This is a genomic window from Bradyrhizobium ingae, from assembly GCF_055791185.1.
In genome coordinates this window covers 56,660-69,116 of the sequence record NZ_JBVUBB010000021.1, presented here as the reverse complement: position 1 = coordinate 69,116, position 12,457 = coordinate 56,660, and the positions used below count along the sequence as shown (strand labels likewise).

The 12,457-nt window shown below is 63.7% G+C and carries 15 protein-coding genes; 6 read left to right on the top strand and 9 right to left on the bottom strand.

The window, feature by feature from the left end; all coding sequences use genetic code 11:
- Positions 1 to 855, bottom strand: a complete 855-nt coding sequence (locus ACV1FX_RS26325; protein ID WP_473120481.1) for an outer membrane protein — start codon at positions 853 to 855, stop codon at positions 1 to 3.
- A gap of 251 nt (positions 856 to 1,106) precedes the next feature.
- On the opposite strand from ACV1FX_RS26325, the gene ACV1FX_RS26320 reads away from it, so the two are divergent.
- The 3 genes from ACV1FX_RS26320 (at position 1,107) to ACV1FX_RS26310 (ending at position 3,062) form a co-directional block, all read left to right on the top strand.
- Positions 1,107 to 1,265 carry a hypothetical protein gene (locus ACV1FX_RS26320; protein WP_473120480.1) on the top strand — a complete coding sequence of 53 codons (159 nt, stop codon included), beginning with the start codon at positions 1,107 to 1,109 and terminating at the stop codon, positions 1,263 to 1,265.
- A gap of 204 nt (positions 1,266 to 1,469) precedes the next feature.
- Positions 1,470 to 2,126 (top strand): HAD-IA family hydrolase, encoded by a 657-nt coding sequence (locus tag ACV1FX_RS26315; RefSeq protein ID WP_473120479.1) that lies wholly within the window; start codon positions 1,470 to 1,472, stop codon positions 2,124 to 2,126.
- 9 nt (positions 2,127 to 2,135) lie between these two features.
- Positions 2,136 to 3,062, top strand: coding sequence for a nucleoside hydrolase (locus ACV1FX_RS26310; protein ID WP_473120478.1), 927 nt, complete (start codon positions 2,136 to 2,138; stop codon positions 3,060 to 3,062).
- Positions 3,063 to 3,182: 120 nt separating this feature from the next.
- On the opposite strand, the gene ACV1FX_RS26305 is transcribed toward ACV1FX_RS26310, so the two are convergent.
- From ACV1FX_RS26305 to ACV1FX_RS26280, 6 genes are all read right to left on the bottom strand, one after another.
- Positions 3,183 to 4,133: a YVTN family beta-propeller repeat protein gene (locus tag ACV1FX_RS26305; protein ID WP_473120477.1), complete on the bottom strand. Its 951-nt coding sequence runs from the start codon at positions 4,131 to 4,133 to the stop codon at positions 3,183 to 3,185.
- A gap of 2 nt (positions 4,134 to 4,135) precedes the next feature.
- Entirely contained in the window at positions 4,136 to 4,702 is a 567-nt protein-coding gene (locus ACV1FX_RS26300) for an SRPBCC family protein (protein WP_473120476.1), read from the bottom strand.
- Between the two features lie 134 nt (positions 4,703 to 4,836).
- Complete coding sequence (locus tag ACV1FX_RS26295) at positions 4,837 to 5,607, bottom strand: AAA family ATPase (protein ID WP_473120475.1); 771 nt, start codon at positions 5,605 to 5,607, stop codon at positions 4,837 to 4,839.
- 113 nt (positions 5,608 to 5,720) lie between these two features.
- Positions 5,721 to 6,581 (bottom strand): PCC domain-containing protein, encoded by an 861-nt coding sequence (locus ACV1FX_RS26290; RefSeq protein ID WP_473120474.1) that lies wholly within the window; start codon positions 6,579 to 6,581, stop codon positions 5,721 to 5,723.
- A 9-nt stretch (positions 6,582 to 6,590) separates the two neighbouring features.
- Positions 6,591 to 8,195 carry an acyl-CoA synthetase gene (locus tag ACV1FX_RS26285; RefSeq protein WP_473120473.1) on the bottom strand — a complete coding sequence of 535 codons (1,605 nt, stop codon included), beginning with the start codon at positions 8,193 to 8,195 and terminating at the stop codon, positions 6,591 to 6,593.
- A gap of 106 nt (positions 8,196 to 8,301) precedes the next feature.
- On the bottom strand, positions 8,302 to 8,802 hold the full coding sequence (locus ACV1FX_RS26280) for a hypothetical protein (protein WP_473120472.1): 501 nt from the start codon (positions 8,800 to 8,802) through the stop codon (positions 8,302 to 8,304).
- Positions 8,803 to 8,894: 92 nt separating this feature from the next.
- On the opposite strand from ACV1FX_RS26280, the gene ACV1FX_RS26275 reads away from it, so the two are divergent.
- From ACV1FX_RS26275 to ACV1FX_RS26265, 3 genes are all read left to right on the top strand, one after another.
- The gene (locus ACV1FX_RS26275) at positions 8,895 to 9,248 is read left to right on the top strand and encodes a hypothetical protein (protein ID WP_473120546.1); all 354 of its coding nucleotides are present in this window, start codon (positions 8,895 to 8,897) and stop codon (positions 9,246 to 9,248) included.
- A 91-nt stretch (positions 9,249 to 9,339) separates the two neighbouring features.
- A complete protein-coding gene (locus tag ACV1FX_RS26270; RefSeq protein WP_473120471.1) occupies positions 9,340 to 9,855 on the top strand; it encodes a DUF3828 domain-containing protein in 516 nt (171 codons plus the stop codon).
- 11 nt (positions 9,856 to 9,866) lie between these two features.
- The gene (locus tag ACV1FX_RS26265; RefSeq protein ID WP_473120470.1) at positions 9,867 to 10,142 is read left to right on the top strand and encodes a GNAT family N-acetyltransferase; all 276 of its coding nucleotides are present in this window, start codon (positions 9,867 to 9,869) and stop codon (positions 10,140 to 10,142) included.
- A gap of 45 nt (positions 10,143 to 10,187) precedes the next feature.
- Here the strand turns inward: ACV1FX_RS26265 and ACV1FX_RS26260 are convergent, their stop codons facing one another.
- Together ACV1FX_RS26260 and ACV1FX_RS26255 are read right to left on the bottom strand one after the other, a co-directional pair.
- Positions 10,188 to 10,586, bottom strand: a complete 399-nt coding sequence (locus tag ACV1FX_RS26260; RefSeq protein ID WP_473120469.1) for an SPW repeat protein — start codon at positions 10,584 to 10,586, stop codon at positions 10,188 to 10,190.
- A gap of 900 nt (positions 10,587 to 11,486) precedes the next feature.
- Positions 11,487 to 12,434: a tetratricopeptide repeat protein gene (locus ACV1FX_RS26255; RefSeq protein WP_473120468.1), complete on the bottom strand. Its 948-nt coding sequence runs from the start codon at positions 12,432 to 12,434 to the stop codon at positions 11,487 to 11,489.
- Positions 12,435 to 12,457 lie beyond the last annotated feature (23 nt).

Here is a 12,457-nt window from a genome sequence, read left to right as displayed (position 1 = left end):
TCAATACCTGGCGACGATGGGGGCGCCCCATTTGTAGTTGACCGTCAGCCGGGCGGTATCTTCGATGAAGCGCTGGCTGGCCGTCACCGTCGTGGTCGTGAAGAACCCCGTCGTCGAAGTTGCCGTTACGGACGAGCGCCCGAGGTCGATGTGAAGGTATTCAATGCCGACGTTCCAGTTGCCGAACGCCTTCGAGATACCTGCGCCTGCCGCCCAGCCGACCCTCACCTCGGATCGGTTGCCGACGTAATTGATAGCGGCGGCGGCACAACCCACGCCTCCCGGGGTACAAGCAAAGCCAAGACTGCTGCTCGTGTTGCCATAGGCAAGGCCGCCGGTCCCGTAGAACAACCAGTCGTTCGCTGCGACGCCGGCCTTGCCACGCAAAGTACCGAACCAGTCGATCTTGGCTGAAATACTCTCGGTGACGTTGCAGCACGTCGCGGCCGCGTTCGTGAAGGCGACGGCGCTGGACTTGAAATTTGCGGCCTGAATATCGGTCACCGCACCGAGCACCCAGCTTCCGAACTGCTTGTCGTAGCCGAATTGGAGCCCCCCGAATACGCCGGAGGGATCGAGGGCGGGGTAGATGTTGCCCGTGCTGAAACCGGCACCAAATCCCGCCGGGCTCAAGAACCTACCTATGCCGCTCGCACCGCCGGGATCGACCGCGGAGATGGCGGGATTGGTCCCCTCGCCCCAGCCATAGCCGACGTTGCCGCCAACATAAAAGCCGGTCCAATCATAGGTGGCAGCAACTGCAGTTTGGGAAGCCTTGAGAGCCATGTCGGCCGCCATAGCGGCGCTGACGGACATGATCGAGACGAGGGCGGCGGCGCAAAGCGACTTCATCATGGGTCGGATATTCCACTAATTGAACGAGCAGATCAAAATATGGAAACACTTATAGTCGAGCTAACCGTTTTTGGTTGTTGCCCTCTGGCCACATTCGCGCGCAAATCGAAGGGCCCGGCAAGACCTGTCACTGCTCCAACCTGGTCGTTCTTCCCGTGACCTCCCTTCAAGACCTGGCGGCAAGCCATCGATGCCCTATTCTCCCGATGACGCCGGATGACGACATCCGGCCCGCGTCGCCGGGAGGGAGTATGACGAGCCGCAACTACACGCTCTTCCGCAACGCCATCCTCGCCGAGCAGCAGGTGACCTGCGTCTATGAAGGCCGCCATCGCGAGCTGTGCCCGCACATCATCGGCACGAACAAGCATTGCGAAGAGGCGGTTCTGGCCTGGCAATTCGCCGGCTAAAGCAGCGGAAAACTGCCGCAGTGGCGCTGCCTGCGCCTGGCAAACGTCAGCGACGCCCGCGCCCGCAACGGCCGCTGGTACGCGGGCGGCTCCCACCGCAGCACGCAGACCTGCGTGACCGATATCGATCTCGATATCAACGTTCACGTGCGCAAATCGCGGTGACTCGCTGTATTCATCTCCTTCGCATATGTTCATCCACGGATGCCTTACGCTCTCGCCATCTTCGATCTCGACGGCACGCTCGTCGACAGCTTTCCCTGGTTCCTCCGCACCATCAACGGCGTCGCCGACCGCTTCGGCTTTCGCCGCGTCGCCAACGAGGAGGTCGAGGGCTTGCGGCATGCTTCGACGCGCGAGATTCTCAGGCGGCTCGAGGTGCCGTTGTGGAAGCTCCCGGCGATCGCGCGGCATGCGCGGCGGCTGAAGGCCGAGGCTGCGGCGGAGATTTCCCTGTTCGCCGGCGTCGAGGCCATGCTGCAGACTCTCGCCGCAAGCGGCGTGCAGCTCGCGCTGGTGACCTCGGACAGCGAAGTCAATGCGCGCGAGAAGTTAGGTGCGGCAGCTAGCCTGTTCGCGCATTTCGATTGCGCCGCCTCGCTGTTCGGCAAGCCCGCCAAATTCCGCCGGGTCATCCGCCGCGCCGGCATGCAGCCGACACAGGTGATCGCGATCGGCGACGAGGTCCGCGACATCGAGGCGGCGCGCGCGGTGGGCATCGCTTGCGGTGCCGTGAGTTGGGGCTATGCCGCGCCGGCGGCGTTGCGGGCGCTTGCACCCGACCACATTTTTGAACGGATCGACGAGATTGCGGACGCACTATGCCGGGCTCCTTCGCCTGACCTTGCAATCGAAACGTAGGAGGCAGTGATGGTAATTACGGAAACCGCCCGCCTGAAGCTGCTGTCGCCGCCTGTCGGCAAGGTGCGCGTCGTGCTCGATACCGATACCTACAACGAGATCGACGACCAGTTCGCGCTCGTCCAGATGCTGCTCTCGAAGGAGCGCTTCGACGTCGAGGCGATCTACGCCGCTCCGTTTTTCAACAAGCGCGCGAACAGCCCGGGCCACGGCATGGAACTGAGCTATCAGGAAATCCTGCGCCTCTTGGAGCGTCTGAACGTCTCGCCTGATGGCCTGGTTCATCGCGGCGTCACCGACTATGTCGGGCCGCGGAAAGAAGCCCGCGAGGCGCCGGCGGTCGATGACATGATCGCGCGAGCGCGGGCCGGATCGCCGGACAAACCGCTCTACATCGTTGCCATCGGCGCCATCAGCAACGTTGCCTCGGTGCTCCTCAAAGCGCCCGACATCATCGATCGCATCGTCGCGGTGTGGCTCGGCGGCCATGCGCTGGAATGGCCGCACACGATCGAGTTCAATCTCAAGCAGGATGTCGGCGGCGCCCAGGTCCTGTTCGACAGCGGCGTGCCGCTGGTGCTCGTGCCGTGCAAGGGTGTCACCTCGCACCTTCACAGCACCGTGCCGGAGATCGAGCGCTACGTCGAACCTCACGGCAGCATCGGCGCGTTCCTGGCGATGCGCTTCAAGGAGTATTCGTCCGATCACCTCGGCTGGTCGAAGGAAATCTGGGACATGGCGCCGGTCGGCTGGCTCCTCAATCCCGATTGGGCACCGAGCGTGATCATTCCAGCGCCTGTCGTGACCGAGCAGATGACATGGAGCATCGATCGCAGGCGACATGCGATCCGGTATGTGACCTACGTGGATCGCAATCCGATTTTGCGGGATTTCTTCTTGAAGCTGAAGGCGTTCGCCGAGGCGAATACTTCGTAGGGTGAGTTAGCCCTGCGGCTTCGCGAAGCGCAGTCCGCTAGGCGTAACCCACCACTTCTCTCGACGCGCGGTTAGTCAAGAGGTGGGTTGCGCTTCGCTAACTCACCCTACGCATTTCCCCTATTCCGTCCGCCTGAGAAACGCCCCGAACGCACGCGGGCCGTCACCGACCTTGACCTCGCCGATCAGCTTCAGCTCGACGGCATCGATGATGCTGAGCGTGTTGCTCTCCCAGTTCGCGACGATGATGCGCTTGCCGTCGGCAGTCGCGGCGATGCCTTCCGGATAATCGCCGACATTGATGCGCTTGGCCGGCTTGAGCGTCGCAAGGTCGAACACGCTGACCGTGCCGCCATACTGGTCCGTCACGAAACCGCGGCCCTGCGCCAGCGCCACGGCATAGGGCCGCATCCCCACCGGCACGCGGCCGGTCTCGCGCGCCTCGGAGATATCGATCACGGAGACATCGTTCGAGCCGACATTGGCGGTGTAGGCGCGCTTGCCCTCGGCGTCGATGGTGACGCCAAACGGTCGTGTGCCGACCTTGACGATCGCGCGCCGTTCGCGCGTCGCGGTGTCGACGATGGAGACGCTGTCGTCGTCGCGATCCGCCGACAAGAGCAATTTCCCGTCCGGCGTCACCGCGAGACCGGACGGCGAGGCGCCGACCGCAATGCTCGCCACGACGTTTCTTGCCTGCGGATCGATCACCCGCACCGCCGCCGCGTACCAATCGGCGACGTAGACGGCCTTGCCATCCGGCGCGACCGCAATGCCGAGCGGCCCGCCGCCGACGTCGACCCGGCCGACCACGCTGCGCGCCGCAGCGTCGACCACAGTCAACGCCTTGCCCTCGGGGCTCGTCACATAGGCGAAACGACCGTCGGCGGAGACGGCGACGCCCGCCGGCTTGCCGCTGATCGGGACCGTGGCGACGGCGCGCGAGGTCGCGAGATCCACCACCGTCAGATCGTCGCTGAGCTGGTTGGTGACGAAGGCCTCATCGGCCGAAGCCCGACCGACGCCAAGAGCGAGGCTGGCGGCAAGCGCCGCCAACACCAGAACGCGCACGATCAGCTTCCGCTCTCGATCTTCTTCTTGAGCGCCTCGAGACCACCCTTGTAGAGCCCGCTCACCGCATTCTTGGCGGCCTCGTCGCTCAGCTCCGGCGGCGGATCATTGTTGGGAAAACCGCGATAGAACGCGCCGGCCCATTCCAGCTTCGTCTTGCCCTCGGGCGCTGGCGACACGGTCAGCGTCGAGGAATAATTGGTGACCGGCAGCACCTTCACGTCGACGGTCGTGATCCGGTACGAATAGCTCATCATGTCCGGCTCGTATTTGTAGAGCTCCTCGTCGATGGTGGCGCCGCTCGACAGTGTCAGCCGCCGCGTCGCCCCGATCTCATTGCCCTTCTCGCCCTCGGTCTTGCTGACGCCGGCGAGCCAGCTCATGTCCTGGAAATTGCCGATCACCGCCCAGACTTTGGCCTGCGGCGCGTTGATCTCGATGGATTCCCGCACCTTCTGCCGGGTCGGCCCGTGCGCCCAGGCATCCGTATATGCTGCCGTACTCAAAGCCGCCCCAACCACGGCCACCGCCGTCACCAGGCCCGCGGCCGTCGCAATCCTCGTCCTCATGTCGTTTCCTCGAATTTATCGTTGGTCTCTTACGCGACTGACGCGCGCTGCAGCCATGGTAGCGTAGTTTTGGACGGGATCGAGGCCCTTCGTGGCGTCTGACGACGTCGCGTTCTCCCAATGTCCGGCGCCCGCTACTGGTCCTGGAGCGCCGTATCGATGAATCCGGCCGGATCGTCGCAGAACTCGCGCAGCACCTTGAAATGGTCGGTCTCCCATAAGGTCGCCGGCGCCAGTCGGCCTTTGGTCAGTCGCAACAGGGTCGCATTGGGATAGGCCATCAGCATCGGCGCGTGCGTAGCCATGATGACCTGGCAGATGCGGGAGTCCTCCATCCGCCGCAGCAGCTTCAGGAATTCGATCTGGCGCGCCGGCGAGAGCGCGGATTCCGGCTCGTCGAAGATGAAGATGCCCTGGCGCTGGCAACGCTCCTCGAAGAAGCGCAGGAAACCCTCGCCATGCGAGTGGGAGAGGAAGTCAGGGCCAACCGCGCCGACATCGCGCGCAGCCTGATCGAGATATCTCGCAACAGTGAAAAAGCTTTCGGCACGAAAGAACCAACCGTTGGTGATCTTGGGCAGCCAGCTCGCGCGCAGCGCCTTCGACAATTGACCGCCCATCTTCTCCAGCGCTTGGGAATGATCGACCGGCATATAACCCTTGCCGCCGCCGGCGTCGTCGTAGCCGGCAAGCGCTGCAACGCCCTCCAGGATCGTGGATTTGCCGGTGCCGTTCTCTCCGACAATGATGGTGATGGGGGCTTCAAAACGGAGCTCGAAGTCATTGGCGAAGATTGGAAGGCAAAACGGATAGGCTTCCCGATTGGATATCTTCGACGGCTCAAGCCAGACTCGTTTCAAATACGGCGCGGGCAAATTGATCGTACGATTGCCTCTTCTGCCCATATCCGATCCTCAGCCAGTCGCCGCCAAGTGCGACACCACACGAAATTGAACATAACAAGAACATTACGCATATAAAAGTAGCATCGCGAGCCGGCCACAAGCACCGGTCGCACCTACTCCAACACTTCCAGCACCACCTCCATGGTCATCAGCACGGGATTGTCGCCGCGGACCAAGCGACCCTCGGCGAGGCCGCCGGTGTAGTCGACAAGGGCGACGTCGAGCTCAGCCTCCAGCGCGCCGGAACGTCCCGGCGCGATCGTGCCGGCGGTCATGGTCAGCTCGGTCGCAAAGGGCTCGGTCGCGCCGCCATGGGTGAAGCGCGCGCCGATGGTCGAGCCGACGCCGCCGTGAATTTTCGCGCGCGCGATACCGCGCTCCCGGCAGAAGCCTTCGAGAGCCCCAGCGAAGTCCTGGTTTGGCCGCAGCCGCAATGCGAAGGCGCGGGCCGTGCTGCGCGCGCCGCTGACCTCGGCGGCCACCGGCCCGAAAAGCTTGAAGTTGGTTTCGCCATCAGGCTCCGCCGTGAACGTCGCGCCGTCGATGCCGAACGCGACGACCTCGAACGGCTCGGCGACGACAGTCTCCTCCGGCAGCATGTGGCCGCCACTGGCGCGGCCGTCTGCCTCGGTCCAGAGCCCGTGGCAATGAAAGAACGGCGCGCCGTCGCGCCTGCCCAGCGTCAGGCTTCCGAGCCGCACACGCGTCACCCCCTTGGGACGAAACGTCTCGCTGTAGAACGCGGCGTTCTCAGAAGTCTTCGACAGCGCCGGCATCACGTAAGCGAACGGGCCCAATGCACCGTGGCCAAAGTTGAGCACGCCGCCGTCAAACCCCTCCGCCGCAAAGCCGCGGCGCGCAGCTTCCAGCAATGGCATGCCGGCCTCGAGCCTGAACGAGAAGGCCCGTCCCCTCGCCTCAACCCATTGGATGCGTTCGGCCACCGGTGCGCCCGGCTGCTTGATGCTCCGCATGATCCGCGCTCAGCCCGCCTGCTTGTTGTCGAGATCGAGCAGGCCGCGCGCCTCGAGCTCGTCACGCACCATCCGCTTGGGGATCTTGCCATAGCCCGACTTCGGCAGCGCCTCCCAGAAGAAGAAGCGCTTCGGCATCTTGTAGCGCGGCACCTTGGGGCCAAGGAACGCCGCCATCTCCGCCTCGCTCACGGGCTTTGCACCTTCGCGCGCAACGCAAACGGCAACGCCAACTTCACCCCAGGTTGGATCTGGCACGCCGAGGACGGCAACCTCGCCGACCGCGGGGTGCGTCAGGATCTTCTCCTCGATCTCGCGCGGATAGATGTTGGAGCCGCCGGAGATGTACATGTCGGAGGCGCGTCCCGTGATGTAGACGAACCCCTCCTCGTCCATGTGGCCTAGATCGCCGGTGCGAAACCAGCCGTTGCGAAACGCCTTCGCATTGGCCTCGGGGTTGTCGTAATAGCCCGCGAACACCGCAGGCCCGATCACGCAGATCTCGCCGCTTTGGTTGGCCCCGAGCTCGCGGCCCTCGTCGTCCTGGATCGAGACCTGCATGCCCGTGCGCTCGAAACCGCAGGTGCCGAGCTTCACGTGCGGACCATCCTCGGAATCGTGCAGAGCCGCCGGCAGCACGGTAATGTTGCCTGTGACCTCGCCGAGACCAAAATACTGCACGATGACCTTGCCGAGCTTGTTCAACGCGGTCTTCTGGTCCTCGCGATACATCGGCGCGCCGGCGTAGATCACCTGGCGCAGCGAGGAGTGGTCGAACTTGTCGACCGCGGGATGCTCGACCATCATCTTCAGGATCGTCGGCACGGTGAAGAGATTGCTGACGCGATGCGTCTCGATCAGACGGAACGCCTCGTTGATGTCGAATTTCTCGGTCGGCAGCAGCACGGTGCGCGCGCCGCGCGCGGTCTGCATGAGCTGGTGCACGCCTGCGCCATGAGACAGCGGCGCCACCACGAGCGAGGCATCCGCTTCCGTGGTGCCCGGCGTCAGGTCGGCAAGATGATTGGTGACCACAAAACCCATCTGGCCATGCGTGAGCACGGCCGCCTTGGAACGGCCGGTCGTGCCCGAGGTGAAGAAGAACCAGCAGGGATCGTCATGCTCGACGGCGACGTTCTCGATCTCGGCGCCGGCATGCCTGTTGATCGCCTCCGCTACGGTAGTCTCGCCAAACGCGCCGTCACCAATGCGCCAGGTGAACTCCAGCGCGCCGCCGGCCACGGCCGCGGCGTGCTCGGGAAAATCGCCGTGGCACAGAAATCCTCTCGCGCCAGAGGCCTGCGCGAGATAGGTGACCTCGTCCGGCATCAGGCGGAAGTTCGTGGGCACCCAGACCGCGCCGAGCCGGAACGCGGCGAACATCGAGAAGAACATCTCGTCGCCGTTCTTGGAATGGACGAGAATGCGATCGCCCTTGTCGATGCCGCGTGCCGCAAGCGCAGTGGCAAGCGCGGATACCTGCGCGTCGATCTCGCGCCAGGTCCAGGACCTCTCGCCCCACACGAAACCCGGCCGGGACCCGTGCCGCCGCGCATTCTGCGTCAGCATGTGAGCGAGGTTCATGACGCGGCGGGACATCCGCAATGGCTGCATAGGGCTTCCTCTTCGCTGGCGGACGGCGCGCAAGGCGGACCGCTTTTCGCGATCCATTTATCGCCATCATCAGCAGCACCGCAAGACCGCTGGCCGCAGAGCGCCATTACGGCATCTTGAACGCGAAGGGCGTCGTGGAGATCGCCTTCTCCTTGAAGCAGGACTGCGAGCCGTGCCCGCCGCAATAGCCGCCATGCAGCTCGAAGCGGATGGTGCGCGCCGCTCCCCGCTTCATCGGCATCGGCTTGATCTCGTAGTTCCGGACATAGCCGTCGAACACGCGGCGTACATCGCCGTTCGGCAACGTCACCAGAACGTTCATGACGCAGCCGCCGCTGCCGCAATAGGCAGCCTCGCGTCCAGTGCATGTCGTGTCGCGGAAATCGACGATGTAATCGTCGCGGCCGTCGCCGGTGAGATCGATCTTGCGCACCGTATCGGGCGCAAAGCTCACCGCGCCGCTGCCCTGGCTTTGGCATTCCTGATCAGCGTAGCGCAGCGCCTTCTGCACCTCGGTGGGGTAGTCGGCCGGATTGAACGATTTTGCTTCGTCGGCGCGAGCGAGGCCGCCGGCGACGAGGAGGCATGTCAGGATCAAGAGTCTCATTCGCCTTGGTCGTCGCGATCGCTTCGATCGTTCAGGAAATCTTAAACATGATCGGCAACCCTCATTCGTCTCCTCGTACAGAGTTCCGCCTCATGTCCAAAGCGCCCGCTTTTCTCCTGTTGTCGCTGGCGCTCGCCGGATGCGCCGCCGCCCCGCAAGCGCGGCTTGCAGCCGATCCCGCTTTCGCCCCGGCACGCTATGCCTGGGACGGTGCCGGCGAGGATCCCAATCAACCCAAGCCGGTGCACGCGTCGCGGACTGCCGCCCGAACCAACGAGGACAAGTCGGTCGCGGCGCTCCAGCCTTACTCGAAGGAGTCGTGGCAGGCCCAGGACGGCATCGAGGCCGACCCGGAGTCACGGGTCAAGCGATCGCTCGTCATCTGCAAGGGCTGCCTGCGGCCGCAACCCGCGGAGGATTCGCGGCTGGCCAAGGCGGCCGATTGAACCAATCCACCGCGGCGAAGCTCTACTGAGATACACCGCCGGCCGGGCATCCGGTCTATAAGCGCGGGTAAAACCGATCTCAGGACATCCCATGCTCAACCGCCGCACGTTCGTCGCAGCCTCGCTTCTCGCCATTGTCGACGCGGCCGCCGCGCAGGCCCCCTCCGCCAACGATCCCGTCGCGATCCTGACCGCGATCTATACCCACGCCGCCAAGGGCAAAGGCGATGGCGGCGGCGCCTTCATCATCGAGAGCAAGGCCGCCAAGGCAAAATATCTCTCGAAATCGCTGGTCGCACTGCGGGCCAAGGCCGATGCGCACACGCCGAAGGGCGATGTCGGGCCGGTCGATTTCGATCCCGTGACCAACTCGCAGGACCCCGACGTCAAATCCTTCACGGTCGACACGGAGAAGCTGGACACCGACAAGGCCACGCTTGCGGTAACCATCACCGGTCACCGCAACGACCGCAAACCCGCCGACCAGGTCGTGCGTTATGAGTTGATGCGCGAGGCCAATGGCTGGAAGATCGACGACATCACGGGCTCATCCGACGGGCAAGTCTGGTCGATCCGCAAGATGCTGACGGACTCGCTGAAGAGCTGACGGGAGACGACATGAGCGACGTCATCGACCACAAGCCCCATCACCGCTTCGAGCTCGAAGTGGAAGGCCATCTCGCCACAGAGCATTACAGGCTCGACGGCAACGTCATCACCTTCGAGCATACGGAGGTGCCGAAAGAGCTTGGCGGCAAGGGTGTCGGCTCAAAGCTCGTGCAAGGCGCGCTCGATCAGGTCCGCGCCGCAGGATTGAGGCTGATCCCGCAATGCCCCTTCGTGAAGGCCTGGATCGACAAGCATCCGGACTACGCGGATCTCGTGAAGAGATAAGCTGGCGCAGGGCCCGCCGATCGCGCGATGGGCCCTGCGGACCCCCTATTGCCCGTGCTTGAGCATGTCCTGGTCGCTCAGCTCCCAATCCTGCCAGAGCTGGAGAATGCCAAGCAGAACCACCAGCGCGCCGAGGCTGGTGTGGTAGACGCGCAGAAAGCCCTCGCTGGAATAGCCGAGGACATAGGGCGAGACGATTAGCCAAAACCCGACCAGGATCGTCGCCACCTCCTGCCAGCGCTGCAACGCAACATATTCGAGCTGGCTGAGGCCAAACACGACCAGGCCAACTGCGACCGTGTTCAGGATCACCGCCTGGTGTCCGACGATCGCCGCTTGATCCTGGACGGGAAACCACGGCGACGCAACGATCAGCGCGCCGAGCAGCATCCCGCACCAGTCTTCCCATGTTCGGTGAGTATTCAAAAAACCAAAGTCCGACATCGTAACCTCCTGCACAAGAGGCATACGTCGGCGGCTGGCGATCACGACACTCCGAATGTTCAGCGACCCTGCCGGCCGCATTCGGGCGTATGTCCTGCAACAAGACGTGGGAACCGGAAGCACGGTTGCAAGGGCGAACCCGTGTTTCTTTGCCATCGAAGCGGCCTCAAGCAAACGACAGCCTGCGGGGTTGATCCAACCAAAGCGTTTACTCAGAAGCCCGCGCCGCAGTCAGGGCACGCAAGAGGTCCGCTGCGCCCCTGACAGCCGCGCAAGTATCTCGTGGTCCGAGCTGGGCCAGAGCGGTCATTCAAGCAAGTCGAGAGCGAATTAGCTTGCCTTGCTTTGAGTCCTTTAGCACTCTCTGCCAAGGAGGCCGAGGCATGAAGATCATGTACGTCGCGTGCGCTCTCGGAACGGCCCTGGTGCTGTGTGGCCTGGGGACGTCTGGTGCTGCAGCCCAAGCGCGGAAGGCCCACGTCGTTCGTGAACCACGACAGAGGCTTGTTGTCACGGTGCCCGCGATAAGGCCGACCCCTTGGGATTATTATATTGTTCCACGATATCGTTATCGCCCTGAGGACGACCGGATCGATCCATACGGACCGCCACCAAGTATCGGCTCGTCCGTCCCGCCCCTGGCGTCGGATGTGCGCTTCTATGAGGGATGGCCATACCGGTGAACAAGGATCGCGCCGAGGAAGATTGGATTCTGGTGAGACGTGGCGATCGGCGCCTGCGGACGCGGAATTGAATTGGGAGCGCCGGGATACAGACGCGTATCGTGGTGCGGCGTTGGCTGGAGATGCTCTGGGTCGCGAGCAGCAACGCCCTGACTGATCGCCAAACCTTCGTTTGACCACCGGAAGGCTGACGTCTGCACCTCTATGAATATGCGTCCTACATGGCGCCCAGCTTCTGCAGCGCCTCGCGTGCGGTCGACAGGTCTGGTTTCAGCTCCAGCGCCTTGCGGAAATCGGCGATCGCGCCCTGCTTGTCGCCGAGCCGCATCCTGGCTTGGCCGCGGTTGTTCCAGGAAAAGACGTCGGAAGGGTCGTATTGCAGCGCCTTGTCGTAGTTGGCAACGCCGCCTCTGTTGTCCCCCTGAAAGAGCCGGATCAAGCCGCGATTGCGCCACCCCCGCGCATCGGTCGGCGCCAGTCGGATCGCCTCACCATAGTCGTCGGCGGCGCGATCGAGCTGCTCGCTGTCGCGATAGACGTTGCCGCGGTCGATATAGGCGAGCAGATCGGGCGCAAGCTTGATGCGGGTGGTGTAGTCGGCGAGCGCATGCGCCATGTCGCGCTTGCGATAGAAGGCAAGGCCGCGGTTGCCGTAAGCCAAGGCATAGTTGGGGTTGAGCTTGATCGCCATGCCATAGTCGCCGATCGCGCCGTCGAGATCGCCCTTGTTGTAGCGGGACTCGCCGCGGTTGTCGTAGGCAATCGCCATCGACGGATCGAGCTTGATCGCCTGGTCATAGTCGGCGATGGCACGGTCGAAATCGTGCTTGAAGGCGTAAACGCGGCCACGATTGTTGACGGCGCAGGCGGAGGTCGGGTCGAGCTTGACGGCCTCGTCGAGATCGCTCAGCGCGGCATCGAGCTCGCGCTTCTCGGTCAGGCCATGGCCGCGGTTGCAATAGGCGGCGGCGAGCTTGTGGCCGGTCCCGCTCCTGGCGTCGATCACCGCCGAGCAGGCCTTGACGCGATCGTCCAGCGCGCTCGTGGTTCCGATACAGACGTCCCAGGCCTGCTCCGCCGCCTCGCTATCCGAGGCCGATGCCGGCGCAGTCCCGGTCAGCGTCAGCACAGCCAGCGAAGCCACGAGACCAATCGAGACACGCATGTGGCGGATATCTCCCCTGCAAC